Raw genomic sequence first — 25,224 nt, forward strand, 5'->3', positions numbered from 1 at the left:
CTCCTTCCCGCGGCGGCGCAAGATTCTGCACCGCCACCAACCACCGTACGGCCGACGGAGGTTGCCGTGCGGGGCAATACGGGAATTGGCCGGACGGGCCGGGCCACCGGCGCACGCCCCCTGCGCCGGGCACCGTGCGGTGCGCCGGCCGGGGTCATGGCGCGAGCTCTCAGTCCTCGTGGCCGAGCTGCAGGTCCCGCTCGGTGCGGCCGCCGCCCGCGACCTGGAGGACCGTGGCGACCGGCGGGTAACCGGCCGCGATCACGGTGTATTCGCCCGACGACAGGTCGACGAAGCGGAAGGAGCCGTCCGCTCCGGTGGTCAGGGTGTCGACGACGTTCCCTGCCGCGTCGAGCAGCGTCACGCGCGCGTCCTCGACGGGCCGCCCGCCGCCGGCCCGCACGGTGCCGCGCAGCACGGCGCCGCCCGCGAGCTCCACGTCCTGCCGGGTCTCGCGCGAGGCCTGCACGGATACGGGCAGCGCGGCGGGGCGGAACGCGGGCGCGCTGGCGGCGAGGGTGTACTCGCCCGCCACCAGCTCCGTGATGACATAGCCGCCCTCGCGACCGCTGCGGGTGGTGGCGACGACCTCTCCGCGGACGTCGGTGAGGGTGACGGCCGCGTCCCTGACGGGCGTTCCGTCGGCGGTCACCACGGCCCCCGCGAGGCGGCCCGCCCCGCCAAGGACGACGTCGAGCTCGACGGGCCGCTCCCCCACGGTGACGGTGACGGCCTGCGGCTGGTGCCCGCCCGCCGCCGCGATCAGCACGAACGAACCCGAGCCAGGGGTGGCGAGCGCGTACCGCCCGTCCTCGCCGCTCGCGCCACGCCCGATCTGCTGTCCCGCCACGTCGATGAGGGTGAGGGCGGCACGGGGCACGACGGTGCCGTCGGGGTGCTGCACGGTGCCGCAGACCGGGACCCCGGCGGCGTACGTCGTCGTACGGGCCCGGGGCACGGCCATCGGCTCGGCGGCGGGTGCGTTGTGGGAGGCGGTGCTGGACAACAGGGGGGTCTCCTTGAGGAAGAAGGCGAGCAGCATGCCGAGGACGAGCACCGGCACCAGGTAGAGGAAGATCCGCGGCATCGCGTCGGCATAGGCCTGGATGTAGCCCTCGCGCAGCGGCGCGGGCAGCGCGTGGACGAGCTGCGGGGTGATGGACTCGGCGTCGGGCACGGCCTCGTCCGACCCGGCGGGGAGCCGGTCCCGGAGCGCGTCGGCGAGCCGGTCGGCGAAGAGCGTGCCGAAGATGGCAGCTCCGACGCTGCCGCCGATCTGCCGGAAGTAGTTGTTGGCGCTGGTGGCGGTGCCCAGGTCGGCGGGGCGGACCGCGTTCTGCACGGCGAGGACGAGCACCGGCATGACCAGGCCGATGCCCGCGCCGAGCACGGCCATCCAGGCGCTGTACTCCAGCCGGGAGGTGTCCGCTTCGAGCCGTGAGAGCAGCCACATGCCGACTACGGAGAGGATGCCTCCGACGATCGGGTACACCTTGTAGCGCCCGGTGTGGCTGATGAGCTGGCCGGAGACGATCGACGCGCCCACGATGCCGCCCATCATCGGCAGCATCAGGAGGCCGGACTCGGTGGCGCTCGCGCCGTCGACCATCTGCAGGAAGGTCGGCAGATAACTGGCCGCTCCGAAGAGGGCGATTCCGACGACCATGCCCACAAGACCGGTGATGTTGAAGACCGGATCACGGAACAGGTGCAGCGGAATGATCGGTTCTGCCGCGAACTTCTCGGCGACGAGGAAGAGCACGCTCGCCACGACCGCACCGGCGCCGAGCCCGAGGATCATCCGGTCGCCCCACGCGTACTCGGTCCCGCCCCAACTGGTCAGCAGCACGAGGCAGGTGGACGCGGCGGCGAGCAGGAGCGCGCCGAGCACGTCGAGCCGGGCCCTGCCGGTGGGCTTGGGCAGCTTCAGGACGAGCGAGACGACGAGGAGGGTGACGAGGCCGAAGGGCACGTTGAAGTAGAAGCACCAGCGCCAGGAGGCGTGGTCGGTGAAGAAGCCGCCGAGCAGCGGGCCCGCGACCGAGGCGAGGCCGAACGCGGCGCCGATCAGGCCCATGTAGCGGCCGCGCTGCCGGGGCGGCACGATGTCCGCGATGATCGCCTGGACGCCGATCATCAGGCCGCCCGCGCCGACGCCCTGGATCGCGCGGAAGGCGATGAGCTGGTCCATCGTCCGCGACCAGCCGGCGAGTGCCGAGCCGATGACGAAGATGACGATCGCGAACTGGAAGACGCCCTTGCGTCCGAAGAGGTCGCCGAGCTTGCCGTAGATCGGCAGGCCGACCGTGGAGGTGAGGAGGTAGGCGGTGATCGCCCAGGACATCTTGTCGAGGCCGTGCAGCTCGCCGACGATCTTCGGGAGCGCGGTGGCGACGATCATCTGCTCCAGCGCGGCGAGCAGCAGCGCGAGCATGAGCCCGACGAAGACCATGCGGACGCGGGCGGGGCTGAGCCCGTGTGCGGCCGGGTCGGGGGCCGCGGGTGGCGCCTGTGCCTGTCCCGGGTCCCGACCGCCGGGCGTCGCGGGCCCGTTGGCCCCCTCGTCGCGGTGCCGTCCGTTCCGCTCGTCCTGCCCGGCGACCTTGACCAGCGTCGTCCCGCCCACGTCCTGCTCCCCTCGTCGCGCCTGCGACGCATTTCTCGCATTACGCGACAACTGCGAGCAAGCGCGACGAGTCGCCCTCGTGTGGGGCCCTGCGGACGTAAGCGCCGGTCGGAGCCCTACGGCGTACAACGGGGCCGAGCGGAAAACCACTCGAAACGGTGAGCGTAACGACAACCCTGATGGACTACAGGGGAGTTGACTACTTCTCGACCTCGGTGGCGAGGTTGCCGAGCACGACGTCGTAGATCCGGCCGAGGCCCTTGGGGGCGAAGGTCTTCTCGAAGAAGCCGCCGATGCCGCCCGCGCCGTTCCACACGGTGGAGACGACCACGCGGGACCTGCCCTCGCCGGCCGGGGTCACCGTCCAGGTCGTGACCATCGAGGAGTTGCGGTCCTTCTCGACCAGTTCGCCGTCGGTGGGCTCGCTGACCTCCAGGAGGCAGTCGCGGATCCGCTTGCTGGTGGCCTGCAGCTTCCAGTGGACGAGGGTGCCCTCGCCGTCGCCGCCCTCGCGCACCTCGTACTCGCTGAAGTGCTCCGAAAGGAGCTTCTGCCGCGTGCCGTTGTAGTCGGCCAGCGCGTCGAAGACGTCGTCCGGCTTTGCCGTGATGATCCGCTCCGTGACCGCCTCGACCTGCGCCATTGCACTTCCTCCAGCACTTGTTTCTCGGGGGGCTTCGCGGAAAGCCAACCACCCGGGCCACCGGCCTCCCAAATCGGGTCCCCTTTGGAGGGCGCGCTCAGCCCGGCAGGAGCCGCAGCGAGAGCCACAGCGCGAGGGTCGAAAGGGCCAGGGCTGCGGGGGTGGTGAGCAGCCCGAGGCGGGTGAACCGGCCGAGGCTGACGTCGTGTTCGTGCTGGTGGGCGATGCGGCGCCAGAGGAGCGTGGCGAGGGATCCGGCGTAGGTGAGGTTGGGTCCGACGTTCACGCCGATGAGCACGGCGAGGACGGCGCCGGGTCCGGACGGTGCGGCGAGCGGGACGAGGGCGAGGACGGCCGGCAGGTTGTTGATCAGGTTGGCGAGCAGCGCGGCGACGGCGGCGGTGCCGAGCAGCGCGGGCAGCGAGGTGCCGTCGGGGACGACCCGGCCGAGGGCGTCGCCGAGTCCGTTGTCGACGACGGCCCTGACGACGACGCCGAGGGCGAGGACGAAGGCGAGGAACGGCAGCTGGACCGAGCGCAGGATCGCCACCGGTGTCGTACGACGGTGTGCGAGGGCCCGCACGGCGAGGACGGCCGCACCGGCCGCCGCCGACCAGGCGGGGTCGACGCCGACGCCGGACGCCACGGCGAACCCGGCGAGCGTGGCGGCGACGGTCACCAGGGCGAACCGCGGCATCCGCGGCGGCTCCACGACGTCGGTCCCCTCGACGGGGGCGTCGAGGTCGGCGGCGAAGAACCGCCGGAAGACGGCGTACTCGACCGCGATGGCGACCAGCCAGGGCAGCGTCATGAGCAGGGCGAACCGCGTGAAGCTCAGGCCCGTCGCGGTGAAGGCGAGGAGGTTCGTCAGGTTCGAGACGGGCAGCAGGAGGGACGCCGTGTTGGACAGATGGGCACTGGCGTAGACGTGCGGCGCGGGGCGGGCGCCCATGCGGGCCGCGGTGGCGAAGACGACCGGCGTCAGCAGGACCACGGTGGCGTCCAGGCTCAGGGCCGCGGTGATCACGGAGGCGAGCCCGAAGACGGCGGCGAGCAGTGTGCGGGGCCGGCCGGCGGCCCGGCGCGCCATCCAGGTGCCGCAGGCGTGGAAGAGCCCTTCGTCGGCGCAGAGCTTGGCGAGCACGAGGACGCCCGCGAGGAAACCGATCACGGGGCCGAGCCGGGCGGCCTCGTCCCGCACGTCGTCGAGCGGGATCGCCCCGGCCGCGACGACGACTCCGGCGGCGGGCACGGCGAAGGCGGCTTCGGGCCAGCGGAAGGGGCGGACGACGGCGCAGACGAGGACCACGGCCAGGGCGGCGACGGACAAGGACTCGACGAGCATGTCTTCGATCATGCATCGCACCCGGTCCTGCCCGTTCGCCGCCCCGGCGGGGCCGGGTTCCTACCGCTTGCCGCCGGTCGGCTCGGGCGCGGTGGCGCTGAAGCGGGCCACCGTCCCGTCGTCGCTCCAGCGGCGCAGCCCGGCCTTCTCCAGGACGCGGATGGAGGCCGGGTTGGACAGTTCGACGTCGGCGTGGACCCTGGTGACCTGCGGTAGGGCCAGGGCGGCCGTCACGAGGGCGCGGGCGGCCTCGGGGGCGTAACCGCGCCCCCGCCGGGAGGGCACCACGCCGTACCCGAGCTCTACGGAGCCCTCATTGGGCGGCCAGAGCAGGCTGATGGAGCCGACGACGGCACCGCTCGCACGTTCGACGATCAGCCGGTGGCCGTACGCGCCCGGGGCGCCGGACGGGCCGGTCTGTTCGGCGACGAAGCCCGCGATGACGCGGTCGCCGTCGGCGGGGAAGTCCGCCGCCCAGTGGACGAGCCGCTCGTCGCGGACGACGGCGGAGATCTCGCCGGCGGACCAGTCCCGGAGGACGAGGCGCTCGGTGATCAGGTCGGTACCGGCGAGGGAGAGAACAGGAAGAGAAGACACGCGACACTCCAGGTCGTGCGGACGACCGGGCCGCTCTCGACGAGCTCTGTTGCGTCAGGCTCGCGCGACCCGGACAAGGGCATGCTGATGAGGCGTCCGGCGGGCCATATTCATCAACCTCCCTCGTCACACAGCGGTCGCGCGTGTCGCGCCTGACATGACCCTACCAAGCACGCCTCCGGAGAGGCCGACCCGGAGAGAGCGGCCGCAGAGACCGACCGAACAGACCGCGATGTTCCGTCCGCACGATCAAGGGAACAAGTGTTCTATTGTGTGGCCAGTGCTACCGAGGAGGCGTCATGCGCTGGGAGAACCTTTCCGACGGGCCGCGCCGGGGCACCGCGGATGCCGCGCTGTTCGGCGCGGACGCGGTGGTCACGCGGACCTTCGACACCCCCGAATTCGCCGGGATCACCTTTCACGAGATCCGGGCCAGGTCGATCGTGAACCGGGTGCCGGGGGCGTCCCGCATGCCGTTCGAATGGACGGTCAACCCGTACCGGGGGTGCACGCACGCGTGCGTCTACTGTTTCGCGCGCAAGACGCACAGCTACCTCGACCTGGACACCGGCCTCGGGTTCGACAGCCAGATCGTCGTCAAGGTCAACGCCGCCGAGCTGCTGCGGCGCCAGCTCGCCTCGCCGCGCTGGCACGGCGACCACATCGCCATGGGCACGAACGTGGACTGCTACCAGCGCGCGGAGGGCCGCTACCGCCTGATGCCGGGGATCATCGAGGCGCTGCGCGACTGCGGCAACCCCTTCTCGATCCTCACTAAGGGCACCCTGATCCTGCGCGACCTCGATCTGCTGCGGCAGGCCGCCGCCGTGACGGAGGTCGGGATCTCCGTCTCCGTGGGCTTCACCGACCAGGAGCTGTGGCGCACCGTCGAGCCGGGCACGCCCGCCCCGGAGCGGCGCCTCGACGTCGTCCGCACCCTGACCGGGCACGGCATCGGCTGCGGCGTCCTGATGGCGCCCGTCATCCCCTTCCTGGGGGACCACCCGGACCAGCTGCGTGCCACCGTGCGGGCCATCGCCTCGTCCGGCGCGACGTCCGTGACGCCGCTGGTGCTGCATCTGCGGCCGGGGGCGCGCGAGTGGTTCATGGCGTGGCTCGGACGGCACCACCCGCATCTGGTGCGGCGGTACGAGCGGTTGTACGCGGAGGGCGCCTACGCCCCGAAGTGGTACCAGCGCCGCATCACCCGGCACGTGCACGAGCTGGCCGAGGAGTTCGGCATCGGCCCCACGCGCGCGGGCGCCCCGCGGCGCGTCCGGCTCCCCGAGCAACCCGAGCCCGCAGCGGGGCCCACTCAGCTCACCCTGTTGTGAGCCGCGTGCCCCTTTCGGGTTGCTTCTCGGCAGGGCGGCCCTGACCGGGACGGCTTTCCGGGAAGATGCGCCGAGGGTCACGGCCTGCGGGGCCCCGAGTCGCCGCCCCGGGAGGCCGGATGAAGAAGCGTGCCGTCGTACTCGGTTCAGTCGCCGCCGCGGTGGCGGTGACGGGGACGGTCATCGCGGTACCGCCCGCGGCGGGCACCCCGTCCGGCCCCGGCGCCCCGCCCGCCGCCCACACGCGGCAGCACGCCCCTCTCGCGTGGAAACCGTGCGACATCAAGGAGCACCCGACGCTCCAGTGCGCGTCGTTGGAGGTCCCGCTCGACCACCGGCGGCCGGACGGCCGGCAGATCACCCTCGCCCTGTCCCGCGTCCCGCACACCGCGAAGACCTCCCAGGGGCCGCTCCTGGTGAACCCCGGCGGTCCCGGCGGCAGCGGACTGACCATGGCGGCGTTCGTCGCCGAGGCGCTGCCCGACGAGGTGGCCGCCCAGTACGACGTCATCGGCTTCGACCCGCGCGGCGTGGGCCGGAGCAGGCCCGCGCTGAACTGCCGCCCCGGGCACTTCTCCCCCGTGCGGCCCGCCGCCGTCCCGGCCACGCCCGAGTTGGAGCGGGCCAACCTCCGGCGGGCGGAGGCGTTCGCGCGGGCGTGCTCTTCGAAGTACGCGGACATCCTGCCCTTCATCGACTCGGTGAGCACTGCCCAGGACATGGACGCCATCCGCGCGGCCCTCGGCGCGGAGCACATCAACTTCTTCGGCTACTCGTACGGCAGCTATCTGGGCGCGCTCTACGGAAAGCTCCATCCGCACCGGGTGCGCCGCATGGCGCTCGACTCCCTCGTCGACCCGACGGGCGTCTGGTACGGCAACAATCTCCGCCAGGACCTCGCCTTCGACGCCCGCCACAAGGCGTTCATGGCCTGGATCGCCCGGCACGACGCGACGTACGGTCTGGGCAAGGCCCCCGAGGAGGTCGAGGCGGCGTGGCACGCGATGCGGGACGCGGTCGCCGTGAAGCCCGCCGGCGAGAAGGTGGGCGCCGCCGAGCTGGAGGACACCTTCATCCCCGGCGGCTACTTCAACGGCTACTGGCCCCGCCTCGCGACGGCGTTCGCGGCGTACGTGAACGACGGGGAGACCGGGCCGCTCGTCGCCGCGTACGAGAGCATCGGAGCGGTCGACGCCGCGGGCGACAACAGCTACAGCGTCTACGCGGCCGTGCAGTGCCGGGACGCGTGGTGGCCGCGCGACTGGCGGACGTGGCGCGACGACAACGCGCGGGTGCACGCGAAGGCGCCGTTCTCCACCTGGAACAACGCGTGGTACAACGCGCCGTGCGCGTTCTGGCCGACGCCTCCCCTGACCCCGCCGGACGTCGGCGGCTCCGCGCTGCCGCCCGTGCTGCTGTTCCAGGCGACCGACGACCCCGCCACCCCGTACGACGGCGCCGTCAGCCTGCACCGCAAGCTGCGTGGTTCCCGCCTGGTGGTCGAGCGGGGCGGCGGCAACCACGGTGTCACCCTGCGCGGAAACCCCTGCCTCGACCGGCACTTGGCCGCCTATCTGACGACCGGGGAGGTACCGGCCGGCGGCGGCGAGGTCGACGCGGTGTGCGAGGCGCTGCCCGAGCCGAAGCCGCGGAGCACCCCCGCGCGCAGGGCGTTGTCACACCCATGGTCCACGATGGGGTCATGAGCCGACTGACCCACATCAGCGCCCCCGAGGGCGTCGCCCCCGCCACCGCGTACACCCACGTCGTCATGGGATCGGGCCGCTTCGTGGCGATATCCGGCCAGTTGCCCCTGGACGAGGACGGCAAGCCGGTCGGCGAGGGCGACGCGGCGGCGCAGGCCCGGCAGGTCTTCGAGAACCTGCGGCGCTGTCTCGCGGCGGCGGGCGCGACCTTCGACGACGTCGTGAAGCTGACGTACTTCGTGACGGACATGGCGCACATGCCCGGCGTGCGGTCCGCGCGGGACGAATTCCTGGACCCCGAGCGGCTCCCCGCGTCCTCGGCGGTGCAGGTGGTGTCGCTGGTCCGTCCCGAGTTCCTGATGGAGATAGAGGCGTTCGCGGTGGTGCCGGAGTAGGGGGCGGCGGGCATGCGGGCACGAGACGCGGACATGCGGATACGCGAAGCGGGCGTGCGGATACGGGAGATGGGCGAGGCCGACTGCGCCGCCGTCGCCGAACTCCGCGTCCGCGGCTGGCAGTCGGCGTACGCCGGCCTCATGCCCCAGCCGCACCTGGACGCGCTCAGCGTCGAGGAGAGCGCGGCGCAGCTCCGCGAGCGGCTGGCGCCGGGCGGGGCGGACTCGGGCTCGGGCTCGGTGGACCTGGTCGCCGTGCGCGCCGGGCGGATCGTCGGCTGGGCCTGCTGCGGCCCGGCCCGCGACGACGATCTTCCGCCGGGCGAGGCCGAGTTGTACGCGCTGTACGCGCACCCGGAGCACTACTCCACGGGTGTGGGCCGCGCACTGCTCGGGGAGTGCGTGGCCCGCTGCGCCGCGGCGGGCCACGGCCGGATGCGCCTCTGGGTCCTGGAGGCCAACACCCGCGCCCGCCGGTTCTACGAACGCGCCGGGTTCACCCCGGACGGCGCCCGCGACCCCCAGGAGATGGACGGCATGCCCGTGCCCGAGGTCCGCTACAGCCGCCCTCTCTCCTGAGCCCTCTCCCCCGAGTCCGCGCTCCGGCCCCCGGAAGTCCTCACTCCGGCAGCCGCGCCAGTGCCGCCGAGGCCGCCGCCGCGAGGCGGGGGTGGACGCGGGCGGCCATCAGGACCGGTCTGGCCCGCGCGTCGCCGAGCGCCCCGAGTCCTTCCACGCACGCGAGGGCGATCTTGCCGTACGGATCGTGCGGCGCGAGTCTGCGCTGCAGCGTGGTGATCAGCGCGGGCGCCGACTCGGGGGCGCGCAGCTCCGTGAGGAGGCGCACCGGATACAGGGCGTACGCGACGCGGAGTTCGTTGGTCGCGAGGGCGGCCGCCGCGCGCGCCGTGCGCGGGTCGCCGAGGCGGGCCAGGGCGTGGGCCGCGGCGGCGCACCGCGGCGGGTCCCGGTGGTTGAGGAGGAGGACGAGCGACTCGAAGGCCCTGCGGTCGCCGGCGACGCCGAGTCTGACCGCCACCAACTCCCGGGCCCACAGGGGCTGCCCCGGGGAGACGAGCGCCTCGGCGAGTTCATCGAGGTCGTCCGTGGCGACCAGCCTCTCGTACTCCTTCGAACCACCCGCCTCGGCCCGTAAGCGTTCCGTCACCGTCCGCAACTCCTCATCCATGGTCGCGAGCCTAAGCCTTACCCAGCGGTCGCGATGTAGATCACAGACATCGGAGAACATCGCGGGCTGGCGCGCTCGTTACTCGCCGGTTAGTCTCATGTGAGCGGGGCACACTCCCCGTAGCAGTTCCTTTCCTCGCCGTGGCCTGGTGACGCAGCCAAGGCGAGTGCAGGTCGGTTCGGTACGTGCAGTACCTCAGTACGACGCGGCTCCGGGACAGAGCCGGTCGGCTTCTCTCACCGGGCGTGCCCTTCGCGCGCCGCCCGGACACACCAGGCACCACTCCCCGCTCGCCGTGCGCTCGCCGCACCCGCGCGCCCCTCAGTCGTCACTCTCTTCCTGGAGTCCACGCATGGACGCTCCCTTGAACACCGTCGCCGTCATCGGTCTCGGCACGATGGGCACCGGCATCACCGAGGTCCTGGCCCGGGCGGGCCGCGAGGTCATCGGCATCGACATCAGCCAGGCGGCGGCCACCCGGGCCGTCGAGTCGCTGGAGGCCTCGACGGCGCGTGCCGTGCACCGGGGACGCCTCACCGAGGAGGAGCGCCGCGGCGTCCTCTCCCGCTTCCGCACCTTCACCGAGCTGCGGGCCGCCGCCGACGCCGACCTGGTCATCGAGGTCGTCCCGGAGTCGTACGAGATCAAGCAGCAGGTCTTCCGTGAGCTGGACGCCGTCGTGCGCCCCGAGACGATCGTCGCGACCGGCACGAACGCGCTGTCGGTGACCCGGCTCGCCGCCGAATCGGCGCGTCCCGAGCGGGTGTTGGGCCTGCACTTCTTCAACCCGGCGCCCGCGATGAAGCTCGTCGAGGTCGTCTCGTCCGTGCTGACCTCGCCCGCCGCCGTCGCCGCGGTCACCGAGCTCGCGCACGCCCTGGGCAAGGAGCCCGTCGCGGTCGGCGACCGGCCGGGCTTCGTCGCCGACGGCCTGCTCTTCGGCTACCTCAACCAGGCCGCCGCGATGTACGAGGCGAAGTACGCGTCCCGGGAGGACATCGACGCCGCGATGCGGCTCGGCTGCGGACTGCCGATGGGGCCGCTCGCGCTGCTCGACCTGATCGGCGTGGACACCGCCCGCACGGTCCTCGACGCCATGTACGCCGAGTCGCAGGACCGTCTGCACGCCCCCGCCCCGATCCTGAAGCAGCTCAGCGAGGCGGGGCTGACCGGGCGCAAGGCGGGCCGCGGCTTCTACACGTACGCCGAACCCGGCAGCGACCAGGTGGTGGACGACGCGCTGACCCCGGCGGCGGGCGAGGAGCGGGCGCGGGGGCGCACGGTCCGCTCGGTCGGTGTCGCCGGCTCCGGGACCATGGCGTCCGGCATCGCGGAGGTCTTCGCCAAGGCCGGCTTCGACGTGGTGCTCGCCGCGCGCACGGACGAGAAGGCCGAGACCGCCAAGGCCCGGATCGGCAAGTCCCTCGCGCGCTCCGTCGACAAGGGCAGGATGACGGCCGAGGCCGCCGCGCAGGCGCTGGAGCGGATCACGCCCGCCGGGTCGTACGAGGCGTTCGCCGACGTCGACCTGGCCCTGGAGGCCGTCGCCGAGGACCTGGACATCAAGCGGCAGCTCTTCGCGACGCTCGACAAGGTGTGCAAGCCGGGCGCGATCCTGGCGACCACGACGTCGTCGCTGCCGGTCGTCGCCTGCGCCCGCGCCACGTCGCGGCCGCGTGACGTGATCGGCATGCACTTCTTCAACCCGGCGCCGGCGATGAAGCTGGTCGAGGTGGTCCGCACGGTGGTGACCGCGGACGACGTGCACGCCACGGTCCGCGAGGTCTGCACGAAGATCCGCAAGCACCCGGTGGACTGCGGCGACCGCGCCGGTTTCATCGTGAACGCGCTGCTGTTCCCGTACCTCAACAACGCGATCAAGATGGTCGAGCAGCACTACGCCTCGCTGGACGACATCGACGCCGCGATGAAGCTCGGCGGCGGCTACCCCATGGGCCCCTTCGAGCTCCTGGACGTCGTCGGTCTGGACGTCTCACTGGCCATCGAGAAGGTCCTGCACCGTGAGTTCCGCGACCCGGGCCTGGCCCCGGCGCCGCTGCTCGAACACCTGGTGGCCGCGGGCTGCCTCGGCCGCAAGACGGGCCGTGGCTTCCGCGAACATGCCCGGCGCTGAGCCGGCGGAGGGCCTCCCGGGCGAACGGACGGGCTGGGGCGGGCTGCTCGAACCCCCGGGCAGCCCTCTCCCCCAGGAGTGCGGCCCCGTCCCTCAGGAGCACCGCGGCGCGCATATGCAGTACGTTCGTGGCATGTCCAAGGCCGCCAAGTCCTCACGCAACGCAAGCCCCGACGCCCCCGAGAGCGCCGCGGGCAACCGTGCCGCCGCCCAGCGGCTCAAGATGCGCAGGGAGCTGGCGGCCGCGGCCATGGAGCTCTTCGCGTCCAAGGGGTACGAGGCGACGACGGTCGACGAGATCGCCGCCGCCGCGGGCGTCGCCCGCCGGACCTTCTTCCGGCACTTCCGCTCCAAGGAAGAGGCGATCTTCCCCGACCACGACGACACCTTGATCCGCGCGGAGGCCGTGCTCAACGCGGCGCCGCCGCACGAGCACCCGCTGGACACGGTGTGCCGTGGCATCAAGGAGGTCATGAAGATGTACGCGGCGTCGCCCGCCGTCTCCGTGGAGCGCTACCGCCTCACCCGTGAGGTCCCCACGCTCCGGGAGCGCGAGATCGCCTCGGTGGCCCGTTACGAACGGCTCTTCACGCGCTATCTCCTCGGCCACTTCGACGAGCACGCGCACCACGACGGCAACGACGACCCGCTGCTCGCCGAGGTCGCCGCCTCCGCGGTGGTCACCGCCCACAACCACGTGCTGCGGCGCTGGCTGCGGGCCGGCGGCCAGGGCGACGTGGAGAACCAGCTGGACCACGCCTTCGCGATCGTCCGCCGCACCTTCGGCACGGGGATCGGCGCGGGCCGCGACACCCTGCCCGCATCGGGCCCGGCGACGGTGTCCGCACAGGGTGAGGTCCTCGTCACGGTGGCCCGCACGGACGCGCCGCTCGACGAGGTCATGCGCACCATCGAGAAGGCGCTGCGCGAGCGCCCATAGTCACCATTTGAGCTATTTCGTCCTTGGCTTTTGCGGGGGCGCTACCGACCGGTAGCGCCCCCTCCGTCATGCCGTCACCCCCTCTGACCTGCACTGATCGATCATCGGTCAAAAACTTCTGGCACCCAGTGTCTTGCCGACTGGCACGCGGTGCCATACGTTGATGTTGTCCGGGCGGCCGGCGTGCAGAGATCATCCGTACGTCGGCTGTCCCCTCAAGCCACGGTTTGTGCGCCCGGACGCCTGCGTCACAGGCACCTCCCACGCCCCACCAAGGCGTCGCCGAGCACCACCCTTCGCCGAACCGACGGCACACCCTCCACCGCAACTTCAGCACCCGACGCAACCCTTAAGAGCGTTCCCCTCAGACGCTTCTTCGCCGGAGGCAAAACCGTGAAGGAAATCCTGGACGCGATTCAGGCCCAGACCGCGACCGCGAGCGGCTCCGCCGCGGTCACGTCCGCCGACTTCGCCGCTCTCCCCCTGCCCGACTCGTACCGCGCGATCACCGTGCACAAGGACGAGACGGAGATGTTCGCGGGCCTCGAGACCCGCGACAAGGACCCGCGCAAGTCGCTCCACCTGGACGACGTGCCGATCCCCGAACTCGGCCCGGGCGAGGCCCTGGTGGCCGTCATGGCCTCCTCGGTCAACTACAACTCCGTGTGGACCTCGATCTTCGAGCCGGTCTCCACCTTCAGCTTCCTGGAGCGCTACGGCCGGCTCAGCGACCTGAGCAAGCGTCATGACCTGCCGTACCACATCATCGGCTCCGACCTGGCGGGCGTCGTGCTGCGCACCGGTCCCGGCGTGAACTCCTGGAACCCGGGCGACGAGGTCGTCGCGCACTGCCTGAGCGTCGAGCTGGAGTCCTCCGACGGCCACAACGACACGATGCTCGACCCCGAGCAGCGCATCTGGGGCTTCGAGACCAACTTCGGCGGCCTCGCCGAGATCGCGCTCGTCAAGTCCAACCAGCTGATGCCGAAGCCGGACCACCTGAGCTGGGAGGAGGCCGCCTCCCCCGGCCTGGTGAACTCCACCGCGTACCGCCAGCTGGTGTCCCGCAACGGCGCCGGCATGAAGCAGGGCGACAACGTCCTGATCTGGGGCGCGAGCGGCGGACTCGGGTCGTACGCCACGCAGTTCGCGCTCGCCGGCGGCGCCAACCCGATCTGTGTCGTCTCCAGCCCCCAGAAGGCGGAGATCTGCCGCGCCATGGGCGCCGACGCGATCATCGACCGCAACGCCGAGGGCTACAAGTTCTGGAAGGACGAGCGGACCCAGGACCCCAAGGAGTGGAAGCGCTTCGGCAAGCGCATCCGCGAGCTGACCGGCGGCGAGGACATCGACATCGTCTTCGAGCACCCCGGCCGCGAGACCTTCGGCGCCTCGGTCTACGTCACGCGCAAGGGCGGCACCATCACCACCTGCGCCTCGACCTCGGGCTACATGCACGAGTACGACAACCGCTACCTGTGGATGTCCCTGAAGCGCATCATCGGCTCGCACTTCGCCAACTACCGCGAGGCGTGGGAGGCCAACCGCCTGATCGCCAAGGGCAAGATCCACCCGACGCTCTCCAAGACGTACCGCCTGGAGGACACCGGCCAGGCCGCCTACGACGTCCACCGCAACCTCCACCAGGGCAAGGTCGGCGTCCTCGCCCTCGCCCCCGAGGAGGGCCTGGGCGTGCGCGACCCGGAGAAGCGCGCCCAGCACATCGACGCGATCAACCGTTTCCGCAACGTCTGAACGCACTGATCTGAACGCACTGAGGAGCAGCGGAACATGACAGAGCGTCAGAAGGACCGGCCGTGGCTCATGCGGACCTACGCCGGTCACTCCACGGCGGAAGCGTCCAACGAGTTGTACCGGCGCAACCTCGCCAAGGGGCAGACGGGCCTCTCGGTCGCCTTCGACCTGCCCACGCAGACCGGCTACGACCCCGACCACATCCTCGCCCGCGGCGAGGTCGGCCGGGTCGGCGTGCCGGTCTCGCACCTCGGCGACATGCGGCGGCTGTTCCAGGACATCCCCCTGGAGCAGATGAACACCTCGATGACGATCAATGCCACCGCCATGTGGCTCCTGGCGCTCTACCAGGTGGTCGCCGAGGAGCAGGGTGCCGACATCACCAAGCTCCAGGGGACGACGCAGAACGACATCGTCAAGGAGTACCTCTCGCGCGGGACGCACGTCTTCCCGCCGGGACCCTCCTTGCGGCTGACCACCGACATGATCACGTACACGGTGGCCCACATCCCCAAGTGGAACCCGATCAACATCTGCAGCTACCACCTCCAGGAGGCGGGGGCCACACCGGTCCAGGAGATCGCGTACGCGATGTCCACCGCCATCGCGGTTCTCGATGCCGTACGCGACTCGGGGCAGGTTCCCGAGGAGAAGTTCGGGGACGTCGTGGCCCGCATCTCCTTCTTCGTGAACGCGGGTGTCCGCTTCATCGAGGAGATGTGCAAGATGCGGGCGTTCGGGCGGATCTGGGATCAGGTCACGCGCGAGCGGTACGGCATCGAGAACCCGAAACACCGCCGGTTCCGCTACGGCGTGCAGGTCAACTCCCTGGGTCTGACCGAGGCCCAGCCGGAGAACAACGTCCAGCGCATCGTCCTCGAGATGCTGGCCGTGACGCTCTCGAAGGACGCACGCGCGCGTGCCGTGCAGCTGCCCGCCTGGAACGAGGCGCTCGGGCTCCCCCGGCCCTGGGACCAGCAGTGGTCGCTGCGCATCCAGCAGGTCCTCGCGCACGAGAGCGACCTCCTGGAGTACGAGGACATCTTCGACGGCTCGCACGTCGTCGAGGCCAAGGTGGCCTCGCTCGTCGACGAGTCCCTCGCCGAGATGGACCGGATCGAGAAGATGGGCGGCGCGATGGCCGCCGTCGAGTCCGGCTACCTGAAGTCGCAGCTCGTCTCCTCGCACGCGGAGCGCAGGGCCCGCATCGAGTCGGGCCAGGAGAAGATCGTCGGTGTGAACTCGTACGAGTCCACGGAGCCGAGCCCCCTCACCTCGGACCTGGACGCGGCGATCATGACGGTCGACCCGGCGGTCGAGGCGCGTGTCGTCAGCGCGCTCAAGCACTGGCGGGACACCCGCTACCAGCCGCCGTTCAACCACCCGCGCCCCTGCAAGGCCCTGCAGCGGCTCAAGGAGGTGGCCGCCGGGACGGGCAACCTCATGGAGGCCACCCTGGAGTGCGCACGCGCCGGTGTGACGACCGGGGAGTGGGCGGGGGCCCTCCGGGAGGTCTTCGGGGAGTTCCGGGCCCCCACGGGCGTCTCCAGCGCTCCCGTGGCGGTCACCGCGGAGGAGGGCACGCCGCTCGCCCTCGTCCGCGAGAAGGTCGCACGGACCGCCGAGGACCTCGGCGGCGGCCGGCTCCGCTTCCTGGTCGGCAAGCCCGGCCTCGACGGGCACTCCAACGGCGCCGAGCAGATCGCGGTGCGCGCGCGGGACGCCGGCTTCGAAGTGGTCTACCAGGGCATCCGCCTCACGCCCGAGCAGATCGTCGACGCGGCGCTCGCCGAGGACGTGCACGCGGTCGGCCTGTCGATCCTCTCCGGCTCCCACGCGGAGCTCGTGCCGGACGTCCTCGTGCGGCTCCGCGAGGCCGGCGCCCCCGACATCCCCGTCATCGCCGGGGGCATCATCCCCAACAGCGACGCCGAGGACCTGAAGGCGGCGGGTGTGGCCGCCGTCTTCACCCCCAAGGACTTCGGCATCACCGAGATCATCGGCCGTATCGTCGACGAGATCCGGAAAGCGAACCACCTCGACCCTCTGGAGGTCCCCGCATGACCGCCCCCATCAACCGTCTCCGCCCCCGCCGTTCGTGTCTGGCGGTACCGGGCTCGAACCCGCGCTTCCTGGAGAAGGCCCAGGGCCTCCCCGCCGACCAGGTCTTCCTCGACCTGGAGGACGCCTGCGCGCCGCTCGCCAAGCCGGAGGCCCGGCACACCATCGTGAAGTTCCTCAACGAGGGCGACTGGACGGGCAAGACGCGGGTCGTGCGCGTCAACGACTGGACGACCGAGTGGACGTACCGCGACGTCGTCACGGTCGTCGAGGGCGCGGGCCAGAACCTCGACTGCATCATGCTGCCGAAGGTCCAGACGGCCGACCAGATCGTCGCGCTCGACCTGCTCCTCACCCAGATCGAGAAGACGATGGGCTTCGAGGTCGGCAAGATCGGCATCGAGGCGCAGATCGAGAACGCCCGCGGCCTCAACAACGTCAACGCGATCGCCGAGGCCTCCCCGCGCGTCGAGACGATCATCTTCGGCCCGGCCGACTTCATGGCGTCGATCAACATGAAGTCCCTGGTCGTCGGCGAGCAGCCGCCCGGCTACCCGGCGGACGCCTACCACTTCATCCTGATGAAGATCCTGATGGCCGCCCGCGCCAACAACCTCCAGGCGATCGACGGCCCCTACCTCCAGATCAAGAACGTGGACGGCTACCGCGAGGTCGCGAACCGCGCCGCCGCGCTCGGCTTCGACGGCAAGTGGGTCCTGCACCCCGGCCAGGTGGAGGCCGCCAACGAGGTCTTCTCGCCCTCCCAGGAGGACTTCGACCACGCCGAACTGATCCTGGACGCGTACGAGTACTACACGTCCGAGGCGGGCGGCAAGAAGGGCTCCGCGATGCTCGGCGACGAGATGATCGACGAAGCCAGCCGGAAGATGGCGCTGGTCATCTCCGGGAAGGGCCGTGCGGCCGGGATGACCCGCACGTCCAAGTTCGAGGCCCCGGAGGCGTAGGACATCATGCAGTTCGGCCGCACCTACGAAGAGTTCGAAGTCGGCGCCGTGTACAAGCACTGGCCCGGAAAGACGGTCACCGAGTACGACGACCACCTCTTCTGTCTGCTCACCATGAACCACCACCCCCTCCACATGGACGCGAACTATGCGGAGAAGACGACGGACTTCGGGAAGAACGTCGTCGTGGGCAACTACATCTACTCGCTGCTCCTCGGCATGTCCGTGCCGGACGTCTCCGGCAAGGCGATCGCCAACCTGGAGGTCGAGTCGCTCAAGCACGTGGCGCCGACCTTCCACGGCGACACGATCTACGGCGAGACGACCGTCCTCGACAAGACGCCCTCGAAGTCCAAGTCGGACCGCGGGATCGTCTACGTGGAGACCAAGGGCTACAAGCAGGACGGCACGCTCGTCTGCGTGTTCCGCCGCAAGGTGATGGTGCCCACCGAGACGTACATCAAGGAGCGCGGCGGCGAGCAGCCCGGCCGCCCGGAGCTGAACGCCCCTTCCAAGAGCACGGAGAAGTGAACCCATGAGCCGACTCGCGCAGACCGCCGGTCTCACCGACATCCAGCGGGAGATCCTGTCCACCGTCCGGGACTTCGTCGACAAGGAGATCATTCCTGTCGCGACCGAACTGGAGCACCGCGACGAGTACCCGCAGCAGATCGTCGACGGCCTCAAGGAGTTGGGGCTCTTCGGCCTCATGATCCCGGAGGAGTACGGCGGCCTGGGCGAGTCGCTGCTCACGTACGCGCTGTGCGTCGAGGAGATCGCGCGCGGCTGGATGTCGGTCTCCGGCATCATCAACACCCACTTCATCGTCGCCTACATGCTCAAGCAGCACGGCACGCAGGAGCAGAAGGAGACCTTCCTGCCGCGCATGGCGGCCGGCGAGGTGCGGGGCGCGTTCTCCATGTCGGAGCCGGCGCTCGGCTCCGATGTGTCGGCCATCACGTCGAAGGGCGTGAAGGAGGGCGACGAGTACGTTCTCAACGGTCAGAAGATGTGGCTGACCAACGGTGGCACGTCCACTCTGGTGGCCGTGCTGTGCCGGAGTGACGAAGGACACCCCGAGGGGACGGCACCCCACAAGTCCATGACGACGTTCCTCGTGGAGAAGGAGCCCGGTTTCGGGGAGGTCCGCCCCGGGCTCACCATTCCGGGCAAGATCGACAAAATGGGCTATAAGGGTGTCGACACCACCGAACTCATCATGGATGGCCTGCGAATTCCGGCCAATCGCGTGCTCGGTGGGGTCACCGGCCGAGGGTTTTACCAAATGATGGACGGTGTCGAGGTCGGCCGCGTGAATGTCGCGGCGCGTGGCTGCGGCGTCGCTCAGCGTGCGTTCGAGCTCGGCGTCTCGTATGCCCAGCAACGTCACACTTTCGGCAAGGCCATCGCCCAGCACCAGGCGATTCAGTTCAAGCTGGCCGAGATGGCTACCAAGGTCGAGGCCGCCCATGCGATGATGGTGAACGCAGCGCGCAAAAAGGACTCAGGGGAGCGAAACGACCTCGAAGCAGGGATGGCGAAGTACCTCGCCTCCGAGTACTGCAAGGAAGTCGTGGAGGACGCGTTCCGGATTCACGGTGGCTACGGCTTCTCGAAGGAGTACGAGATCGAGCGTCTCTACCGGGAGGCCCCCATGCTGCTGATCGGTGAAGGTACCGCCGAGATCCAGAAAATGATCATTGGCCGACGGCTACTCGAAGAGTATCGATTCCAGGGCTAGATGCCCGGTTTGGGCCACTTTCGCCGAGAAGAAGATCACACCCTGTCAACACTCTTCGGCCGCTGACTCGGCTTCCTGGCTTGCCCAGTTGTGGCTCGCAACCGATAACATCCGGAAAAAGCCGCCGTCCCCCGTTCACTGCGCGGCATCATCCGCTACGAAGGTCATCCATGCCCCACAGCCAAACCTCTGCACCACGCGACGGCATTCTTCAGGGACGCCTTGCTCGCGGAGCATCGCCGTGGCTCCTGCCGACCGTCGCCACCGCCGCACTCAGCCTCGCCCGCGCGCGCCGCTCCAAGAGCGCCGCGGCCGTGGCTGTACCCGCCACCGCTCTCGCGGCGGGCATGCTGTGGTTCTTCCGCGACCCCGAGCGCGAGATCGCTCAGGGCCGGGTCATCTCCCCCGCCGACGGCGTGGTGCAGAGCATCATGCCGTGGAAGGACGGGCGGACCCGCGTCGCCATCTTCATGAGCCCCCTGAACGTCCACGTCAACCGCGCGCCGCTGGCCGGCACGGTGACGTCCGTGGAGCACATCCCCGGCGGGTTCGTCCCGGCGTTCAACAAGGAGAGCGAGAACAACGAACGCGTTGTCTGGCACTTCGACACCGAGCTCGGCGACATCGAGATGATCCAGATCGCGGGCGCGGTCGCCCGGCGCATCGTGCCGTACGTGCCGCAGGGGTCGAAGGTGGAGCAGGGCGAGCGGATCGGCCTGATCCGCTTCGGCTCGCGCGTCGACATCTACCTCCCCGAGGGTGTCGAGGTGGACGTCGAGGTCGGTCAGAAGACCGTGGCTGGGGTGACTCGCATTGACCGTGGTTGATCCCGAGACACAAGCGGGCTGGGTGCCCGAGGCGGTGCAGGACGAGGCCGACGAGGAGATGCCTCTCTCACTGCGCCTGTCGATAGCGGACACCCTCACGCTCGGCAACGCCACGTGCGGGTTCATGGCGGTGTACTTCACCACCACCGGCATCCTCATCCCGTACGTGCAGGGCAGCACCGAGAGCGGCATGGCGCGGCACTCCGCCGCGACCGCCGTGATCCTGATGCTCTGCGCGGCCGTCTTCGACCTGTTCGACGGGCTCGTGGCCCGAAAGCTGCGGTCCTCGCCGATGGGCGCGGAGCTGGACAACCTGTCGGACCTGATCAGCTTCGGTCTGGCACCGGCGTACTTCGTCCTCGTCTACGGCATGGTCGCCGACGACGCCCACCAGCGGGTGGCGGCGGTCGGTGCGATCGTCGTGCTGTTGGCGGTGGTGCTGCGGCTTGCGCGGTTCTCGTGCGTGACCGTGAAGGACGGCACCTTCCAGGGCATGCCGTCGCCCTTCGGGGCGCTGACGGTCGTCTCGATCGTGCTCCTGGAGCTGCCCTTCGTGGCGACGCTCCTCGCGATCATCGGCACGGCGTGGCTCATGGTCAGCCGCGTCGAGTACCCGAAGCCGCGGGGCCCCCTCGCGGTGGCCATGCTCTCGTGGATCGTCGCGGCCATGGGGCTCCTCGCGGCCTGGGCGTTCGACGCGCCGGGCGGCCAGCTGCTCCTCCAGACGGGGTGTGCGCTGCAGCTCGTCCTCGGAGCGGTGATTCCCCTCTTCGCCACGGCTCGGAGGGTGAACAACTTCCGGGGCAACCGCAGGGAAGCGCGGGCGGCGCAGTTGCCGTAGCTTTTCGTACGTAGCCCAGGGGGCCTGAACCGTATGGTTCAGGCCCCCTTTGCGTGCCTCAGTTCTCCACGGTGTAACCCTTCGCCGCCTCCGCCGCGCCCGGCTCGCGGACCACCTTCATGCCGCCCGTCGCCTTCTTGTCCGGCTGGAGGATCACGCTCTCCTTGGAGGAGGGTGCCTTCGGGTCGGTGAAGTTCTGGGTGACGCCGAAGCCGGAGTCGAAGTCGTCCAGCGTGAGGAGGGCCTTGTCCACACCCTCACGTGTGAGGTCCTTGTCCTCGCACGCCTTCTTCAGGGCCTCTCCGAAGACGGACGCGGCCGTCCAGCCCGCCACGACGCCGTTGTCCAGGGAGTCCTTGGGGTGGGCCTTCTTGTAGTCGGCGACGAGCTTCTTCGCCGCCGTCGTGTCCGCGCCGATGGGCAGCGTGGGCGAGGCCACGTAGTAGTTCTTCATGAGGGCCGGGCCCGACTGGGTGGCGAGGAGCTGCGGGGCGAACGCCGAGTTGTTGCCGATGACGGGGACGTCGAAGCGCCCCGCCGCCGCGACGCCGACCAGGGACGCGGCCTGGCGGGGGCCCGCGCTGACGACGACGGCCTTGACGCCTGCCTTCTTCAGAGCGGAGACCTGGGCGGTCATGTCGTTGTCCGTGGGCTTGATCTTCTGCTCGACGACGGTGAGGTCCGCCTCCTCGGCCATGTACTGCGAACCCTTGAGGGCGCTCTCTCCGTAGTCGCCCTCGAAGTAGACGTGGCCCAGCTTGTCGCCCTTCTTGAGGCCCTTCTCCTTCATCAGGAAGTCGATCGCGTTGATCGTCTCCAGGTCGTACGTGGAGCCGATCACGCGCACGTAGGGGCTGCCCAGCAGGTTCGCCGACCAGGCCTGCGGCAGGACGAGGGCCTTGCTGCCGTCGATGCGCTGCTTCACGGCGGCGACGAACGGGGAGCCGATGAACTGGGCGAAGCCGAGGACCTTCGGCTCCAGCTCGGTGTAGGCGGCGACGGCCTTCTGCGGGTCGTAGCCGTGGTCGCGGACGGTCAGCTTCAGCTTGCGGCCGCAGATGCCGCCGTCCGCGTTGGTCTGGTCGACGTAGAGCTGCTGGGCCTGGGTGACGCTCTTGCCGAGGGTGGCGTAGACGCCGGTCATGTCGGTGAGCACGCCGAGATCGATGGTCTCGCTCGTCACGCCCTCGCCGGACTTCACCCCTCCCGCGCCCTCGTCGCCCTTGTCGTCGTCCTTCGCCTTGGAACTGCACGCGGTGAGCGCGAGCAGCGCGGCGAGCGCTGTGGCGGCCGCTGTGGCCCTCGTGAGCGTCTTCGGTGTTCTCATGCTTCCTCCCCTGGAGTGCCTGGTCTTGGCTTGCTGCGCCGGGCGGCGATCCTCGCCAGGCCGCCGGGCAGGAAGAGCACCACCGCCACGACGGCGGCGCCGTACAGATACCGGGACGCCTCACCCGGTGAGATCCCGCCGGTGCCGGGCGCCGAGACGAGGGGCAGCGCGTCGCTGTACCGGGTGAGCAGCTGCGGCAGCAGCGAGACGAGTGCGGCGCCCGCGACCGCGCCGGCGACCGAGCCGAGGCCGCCGATGACGATCATCGCGAGGTACTCCAGGGAGAGCGTCATGCCGAAGTAGTCCGGTACGGTGCGCTGGAAGACCAGGGCGAGCAGGACCCCGGCGAGGCCCGCGTACATCGACGACAGGACGAAGACACCGGCGCGGTAGCGGGCCACAGGGACACCGATCACGCCCGCGGCGACCCGGTGGTCGCGGATCGCGTTCATGGCGCGCCCCGGGCGGCCGCGCAGCACACCGCGGGCGAAGAGACCGCAGCCGAGGAGCAGGACGAGTCCGACGTACCAGAGCTTCTCCGCGGCGCCGAACGGCACGGCCGCGATCACGGCCTCGCTCTCGTCGAAGGTGATGCCGAAGAGGTTCAGGGGCGGCACGTCACGCCCGTTGGAGCCGCCCGTCAGGTCGTGGGCGTTGAAGAGCACGTGCTGCCCGATAATGATCAGCGCGAGGGTCGCGATGCCGAGGTAGGCGCCGCTCAGGCGGCCCGCGATGGGGCTGAAGAGGCCGCCCGCGAGTCCGGCGACAGCCACCGCGAGGGTCGCGGCCAGCCAGGTGGGCAGGCCGAGCCCCGTCAGGCCTTCGCCGCCGTCGCCGGCGAGGACGCAGTAGCCGTACGCCCCGATGGCCAGGAAGAAGGCGTGGCCCATGGAGAGCTGGCCCGTCGCGCCGGTGAGAAGGTTGAGGCCGATCGCGCCGATGGCGGCGGCCATCGCGAAGAGGCCCGCCTGGAGCCAGAAGCGGTCCAGATAGAACGGCACGGCGAGGAGGAGGACCGCGAGGGCGGCCCACACGTAGGTGCGGGGGCGGCCGAGCCTTGTACGGGTGACGGTGGGGGCGGGGCGGGCCGGGCGGGTGGTGGCCTCGGAGACCTCAGACACGGGAGAGCTCCTTCGTGCCGAACAGCCCGGCGGGTCGCAGCAGCAGGATGACGGTCATGACGAGGTAGGGCGCCAGGTCGCCGAGCCCGCGGCCGAGGAAGCTGAGCTCGCTCTGGTAGCCGGTGGCGAGGGACTCCGTGACGCCCACGACAAGGCCGCCGACCAGGGCGCCCGTCGTCGAGTCGAGGCCGCCGAGGATCGCGGCGGGGAACGCCTTGAGCGCCGCGAGGGACGTGGCGCGTTCGAGTCCGGGCGTCGGGAAGACGGTGAGGAACAGCGCGGCCACGGCCGCGAGCGCGCCCGCCACCGCCCACGCCCCGAGCGACACCCTGCCGAGCCGTACGCCCATCAGCGCGGCGGTCTCCGGGCTCTCGGCGGCGGCCCGCATCGCCACGCCCCACGACGTGTAGCGGAAGGCGAGGAGGAAGACGGTGATGAGCAGCGCCGCCGCGACGAACGCCGCGATCCGGGTGTGCGCGAGGGAGATCGCGCCGACGGTCAGCACGTCGTCGCCCCACGGGTCGCCGAGCGGCAGGACGTCGGTGCCGAGGCGGCGGGTCAGTTCGGTGGTGAGCAGGATGTCGACGCCGATGGTGACGATGGCGAGGACGCTGTGGTCGGAGCCGCGGTAGCGGCGCATGACGAGGAACTCGACGGCCGCACCGACCACCGCGGCGCCCGCGATGCCGACGAGCAGCGCCGCCCAGAAGCCGAGGTCGTCGTGGAGCGAGGCGGTGACGTAGCCGCCCGCGAGGAGCAGCGAGGCGTGGGCGAAGTTGACCACCTCGGTGGCGCGGAAGATGACGACGAAGCCGAGGGCGATGAGGGCGTAGACGGAGCCCATCGAGACCCCGTTGAGGAGGAGTTCGGTGAAGGTGGTCACGGTCGCTCCTCCCCTTCACCGGTCCGGCCGCCCTCGCCCAGATAGGCGCGTACGACCGCCGGATCGTTCTGTACGTCGCCGGGTGCGCCGTCGGCGATCCGGCGCCCGAAGTCGAGTACGGTCACCGCGTCCGCGAGCCGCATCACCACCCCCATGTCGTGTTCCACCAGGACGATCGAGATGCCGAGGCTGTCGCGGACGCCCGCGATGACGGCCGCGGTGCGGCGCCGTTCGTCGGCGGTCATGCCGGCGACGGGCTCGTCGAGGAGCAGCAGCCGCGGCTCCATGCACAGGGCGCGGGCCAGCTCGGCGAGTTTCTGCTGTCCGTAGGGCAGGGCGCCCGCGGGCAGGCCGAGTTGGTGTTCGAGGCCGACGAACGCGGCGATCTCTCGGACGCGTTCGCGGTGCCTGCGTTCCTCGCGGGCGGCCGACGGCAGCCGGATCCCGGCGGCCACGAAGCCGGTGCGGGTCAGGCGGTGGCGGCCGAGGAGCAGGCTGTCGGCGACGGTGGCGCGCGGCGGCAGGGCGAGGTTCTGGAAGATCCGGGCGACGCCGAGTCCCGCGATCTGGTGCGGCCGCATGCCGGTGAGCTCGTGCTCGCCGAAGCGGACGCTGCCGCCGCTCGCCCGGTAGACGCCGGACAGGACGTTGAAGCAGGTCGACTTGCCGGCGCCGTTGGGTCCGATGACGGCGTGCACGGTGCCGGGGCGGACGGTGAAGCTGACGGCGTCGAGGGCGGTGAGCCCGGCGAAGCGGACCGTCAGGTCCCGTACTTCGAGGGGCGGTACGGTCGT

The 25,224-nt window shown here is 70.7% G+C and carries 22 protein-coding genes and 1 pseudogene; 13 read left to right on the forward strand and 10 right to left on the reverse strand.

The annotated features are described in order from the left end of the window. Positions 1–169 precede the first annotated feature (169 nt). The 4 genes from ACZ56E_RS33905 to ACZ56E_RS33920 form a co-directional block, all read right to left on the reverse strand. Positions 170–2,626 carry an MFS transporter gene (locus tag ACZ56E_RS33905; RefSeq protein ID WP_471220144.1) on the reverse strand — a complete coding sequence of 819 codons (2,457 nt, stop codon included), beginning with the start codon at positions 2,624–2,626 and terminating at the stop codon, positions 170–172. Positions 2,627–2,825: 199 nt separating this feature from the next. Continuing rightward, the gene (locus ACZ56E_RS33910) at positions 2,826–3,269 is read right to left on the reverse strand and encodes an SRPBCC family protein (RefSeq protein ID WP_471220147.1); all 444 of its coding nucleotides are present in this window, start codon (positions 3,267–3,269) and stop codon (positions 2,826–2,828) included. Between the two features lie 97 nt (positions 3,270–3,366). Further along, the gene (locus ACZ56E_RS33915) at positions 3,367–4,626 is read right to left on the reverse strand and encodes an SLC13 family permease (protein WP_471220149.1); all 1,260 of its coding nucleotides are present in this window, start codon (positions 4,624–4,626) and stop codon (positions 3,367–3,369) included. Positions 4,627–4,674: 48 nt separating this feature from the next. Continuing rightward, positions 4,675–5,211, reverse strand: a complete 537-nt coding sequence (locus ACZ56E_RS33920) for a GNAT family N-acetyltransferase (RefSeq protein ID WP_471220151.1) — start codon at positions 5,209–5,211, stop codon at positions 4,675–4,677. Positions 5,212–5,510: 299 nt separating this feature from the next. Between ACZ56E_RS33920 and ACZ56E_RS33925 the strand changes: the two genes are divergently transcribed. The 4 genes from ACZ56E_RS33925 to ACZ56E_RS33940 all read left to right on the forward strand — a co-directional run bounded on the left by ACZ56E_RS33925 (position 5,511) and on the right by ACZ56E_RS33940 (position 9,225). Next, positions 5,511–6,545, forward strand: a complete 1,035-nt coding sequence (locus ACZ56E_RS33925) for an Rv2578c family radical SAM protein (protein ID WP_471220153.1) — start codon at positions 5,511–5,513, stop codon at positions 6,543–6,545. Positions 6,546–6,664: 119 nt separating this feature from the next. Continuing rightward, complete coding sequence (locus tag ACZ56E_RS33930; protein WP_471220156.1) at positions 6,665–8,251, forward strand: alpha/beta hydrolase; 1,587 nt, start codon at positions 6,665–6,667, stop codon at positions 8,249–8,251. Continuing rightward, complete coding sequence (locus ACZ56E_RS33935; RefSeq protein ID WP_468603147.1) at positions 8,248–8,646, forward strand: RidA family protein; 399 nt, start codon at positions 8,248–8,250, stop codon at positions 8,644–8,646. Before ACZ56E_RS33930 ends, ACZ56E_RS33935 begins: the two co-directional genes overlap by 4 nt. Before the next feature lie 12 nt (positions 8,647–8,658). Further along, on the forward strand, positions 8,659–9,225 hold the full coding sequence (locus ACZ56E_RS33940; protein ID WP_471220159.1) for a GNAT family N-acetyltransferase: 567 nt from the start codon (positions 8,659–8,661) through the stop codon (positions 9,223–9,225). Positions 9,226–9,265: 40 nt separating this feature from the next. On the opposite strand, the gene ACZ56E_RS33945 is transcribed toward ACZ56E_RS33940, so the two are convergent. Next, positions 9,266–9,835, reverse strand: a complete 570-nt coding sequence (locus tag ACZ56E_RS33945) for an adenylosuccinate lyase (protein ID WP_468603143.1) — start codon at positions 9,833–9,835, stop codon at positions 9,266–9,268. 352 nt (positions 9,836–10,187) lie between these two features. On the opposite strand from ACZ56E_RS33945, the gene ACZ56E_RS33950 reads away from it, so the two are divergent. The 9 genes from ACZ56E_RS33950 (at position 10,188) to pssA (ending at position 21,099) form a co-directional block, all read left to right on the forward strand. Further along, entirely contained in the window at positions 10,188–11,969 is a 1,782-nt protein-coding gene (locus ACZ56E_RS33950; RefSeq protein ID WP_471220162.1) for a 3-hydroxyacyl-CoA dehydrogenase family protein, read from the forward strand. Between the two features lie 133 nt (positions 11,970–12,102). Then, a complete protein-coding gene (locus ACZ56E_RS33955; protein ID WP_471220164.1) occupies positions 12,103–12,909 on the forward strand; it encodes a TetR family transcriptional regulator in 807 nt (268 codons plus the stop codon). Positions 12,910–13,302: 393 nt separating this feature from the next. Continuing rightward, positions 13,303–14,664 (forward strand): crotonyl-CoA carboxylase/reductase, encoded by a 1,362-nt coding sequence (gene ccrA, locus ACZ56E_RS33960; protein ID WP_471220166.1) that lies wholly within the window; start codon positions 13,303–13,305, stop codon positions 14,662–14,664. A gap of 36 nt (positions 14,665–14,700) precedes the next feature. Continuing rightward, positions 14,701–16,728, forward strand: coding sequence for a methylmalonyl-CoA mutase family protein (locus tag ACZ56E_RS33965; protein ID WP_471220168.1), 2,028 nt, complete (start codon positions 14,701–14,703; stop codon positions 16,726–16,728). Next, positions 16,725–17,690, forward strand: coding sequence for an HpcH/HpaI aldolase/citrate lyase family protein (locus ACZ56E_RS33970; RefSeq protein ID WP_356571372.1), 966 nt, complete (start codon positions 16,725–16,727; stop codon positions 17,688–17,690). The genes ACZ56E_RS33965 and ACZ56E_RS33970 overlap by 4 nt, the downstream gene beginning before the upstream one ends. 6 nt (positions 17,691–17,696) lie before the next feature. After that, positions 17,697–18,221: a MaoC family dehydratase gene (locus ACZ56E_RS33975; RefSeq protein WP_404756919.1), complete on the forward strand. Its 525-nt coding sequence runs from the start codon at positions 17,697–17,699 to the stop codon at positions 18,219–18,221. A gap of 4 nt (positions 18,222–18,225) precedes the next feature. Next, positions 18,226–19,431 carry an acyl-CoA dehydrogenase family protein gene (locus ACZ56E_RS33980; protein ID WP_468603129.1) on the forward strand — a complete coding sequence of 402 codons (1,206 nt, stop codon included), beginning with the start codon at positions 18,226–18,228 and terminating at the stop codon, positions 19,429–19,431. Between the two features lie 170 nt (positions 19,432–19,601). Next, positions 19,602–20,258, forward strand: a complete 657-nt coding sequence (locus ACZ56E_RS33985) for a phosphatidylserine decarboxylase (protein ID WP_362997563.1) — start codon at positions 19,602–19,604, stop codon at positions 20,256–20,258. Continuing rightward, positions 20,245–21,099, forward strand: coding sequence for a CDP-diacylglycerol--serine O-phosphatidyltransferase (gene pssA / locus ACZ56E_RS33990; protein WP_362997565.1), 855 nt, complete (start codon positions 20,245–20,247; stop codon positions 21,097–21,099). Before ACZ56E_RS33985 ends, pssA begins: the two co-directional genes overlap by 14 nt. A 58-nt stretch (positions 21,100–21,157) precedes the next feature. Here the strand turns inward: pssA and ACZ56E_RS33995 are convergent, their stop codons facing one another. From ACZ56E_RS33995 to ACZ56E_RS34015, 5 genes and pseudogenes are all read right to left on the reverse strand, one after another. Continuing rightward, positions 21,158–22,426, reverse strand: a complete 1,269-nt coding sequence (locus ACZ56E_RS33995; RefSeq protein ID WP_471220170.1) for an ABC transporter substrate-binding protein — start codon at positions 22,424–22,426, stop codon at positions 21,158–21,160. Next, entirely contained in the window at positions 22,423–23,547 is a 1,125-nt protein-coding gene (locus ACZ56E_RS34000; RefSeq protein WP_471220172.1) for a branched-chain amino acid ABC transporter permease, read from the reverse strand. The genes ACZ56E_RS33995 and ACZ56E_RS34000 overlap by 4 nt, the downstream gene beginning before the upstream one ends. Continuing rightward, positions 23,540–24,430 (reverse strand): branched-chain amino acid ABC transporter permease, encoded by an 891-nt coding sequence (locus tag ACZ56E_RS34005; protein WP_468603122.1) that lies wholly within the window; start codon positions 24,428–24,430, stop codon positions 23,540–23,542. Before ACZ56E_RS34005 ends, ACZ56E_RS34000 begins: the two co-directional genes overlap by 8 nt. Beyond that, on the reverse strand, positions 24,427–24,717 hold the full coding sequence (locus ACZ56E_RS34010) for an ABC transporter ATP-binding protein C-terminal domain-containing protein (RefSeq protein ID WP_468713605.1): 291 nt from the start codon (positions 24,715–24,717) through the stop codon (positions 24,427–24,429). The genes ACZ56E_RS34005 and ACZ56E_RS34010 overlap by 4 nt, the downstream gene beginning before the upstream one ends. Further along, positions 24,691–25,203: pseudogene (locus ACZ56E_RS34015) on the reverse strand (ABC transporter ATP-binding protein); the annotation flags it as partial. The pseudogene ACZ56E_RS34015 and the gene ACZ56E_RS34010, both read right to left, overlap by 27 nt. Positions 25,204–25,224: the final 21 nt, after the last annotated feature.

This window comes from Streptomyces sp. NPDC039480, assembly GCF_055597165.1.

Excerpts from the sequence above, each read along its gene's own strand:
- ACZ56E_RS33910 (WP_471220147.1), bottom strand. The coding sequence starts at position 3,269 with ATGGCGCAGGTCGAGGCGGTCACGGAGCGGATCATCACGGCAAAGCCG.
- ACZ56E_RS33915 (WP_471220149.1), bottom strand. The coding sequence starts at position 4,626 with ATGATCGAAGACATGCTCGTCGAGTCCTTGTCCGTCGCCGCCCTGGCC.
- ACZ56E_RS33925 (WP_471220153.1), top strand. The coding sequence starts at position 5,511 with ATGCGCTGGGAGAACCTTTCCGACGGGCCGCGCCGGGGCACCGCGGAT.
- ACZ56E_RS33930 (WP_471220156.1), top strand. The coding sequence starts at position 6,665 with ATGAAGAAGCGTGCCGTCGTACTCGGTTCAGTCGCCGCCGCGGTGGCG.
- ACZ56E_RS33935 (WP_468603147.1), top strand. The coding sequence starts at position 8,248 with ATGAGCCGACTGACCCACATCAGCGCCCCCGAGGGCGTCGCCCCCGCC.
- ACZ56E_RS33940 (WP_471220159.1), top strand. The coding sequence starts at position 8,659 with ATGCGGGCACGAGACGCGGACATGCGGATACGCGAAGCGGGCGTGCGG.
- ACZ56E_RS33945 (WP_468603143.1), bottom strand. The coding sequence starts at position 9,835 with ATGGATGAGGAGTTGCGGACGGTGACGGAACGCTTACGGGCCGAGGCG.
- ACZ56E_RS33950 (WP_471220162.1), top strand. The coding sequence starts at position 10,188 with ATGGACGCTCCCTTGAACACCGTCGCCGTCATCGGTCTCGGCACGATG.
- ACZ56E_RS33955 (WP_471220164.1), top strand. The coding sequence starts at position 12,103 with ATGTCCAAGGCCGCCAAGTCCTCACGCAACGCAAGCCCCGACGCCCCC.
- ACZ56E_RS33965 (WP_471220168.1), top strand. The coding sequence starts at position 14,701 with ATGACAGAGCGTCAGAAGGACCGGCCGTGGCTCATGCGGACCTACGCC.
- ACZ56E_RS33970 (WP_356571372.1), top strand. The coding sequence starts at position 16,725 with ATGACCGCCCCCATCAACCGTCTCCGCCCCCGCCGTTCGTGTCTGGCG.
- ACZ56E_RS33975 (WP_404756919.1), top strand. The coding sequence starts at position 17,697 with ATGCAGTTCGGCCGCACCTACGAAGAGTTCGAAGTCGGCGCCGTGTAC.
- ACZ56E_RS33980 (WP_468603129.1), top strand. The coding sequence starts at position 18,226 with ATGAGCCGACTCGCGCAGACCGCCGGTCTCACCGACATCCAGCGGGAG.
- ACZ56E_RS33985 (WP_362997563.1), top strand. The coding sequence starts at position 19,602 with ATGCCCCACAGCCAAACCTCTGCACCACGCGACGGCATTCTTCAGGGA.
- ACZ56E_RS33995 (WP_471220170.1), bottom strand. The coding sequence starts at position 22,426 with ATGAGAACACCGAAGACGCTCACGAGGGCCACAGCGGCCGCCACAGCG.
- ACZ56E_RS34010 (WP_468713605.1), bottom strand. The coding sequence starts at position 24,717 with ATGGAGCCGCGGCTGCTGCTCCTCGACGAGCCCGTCGCCGGCATGACC.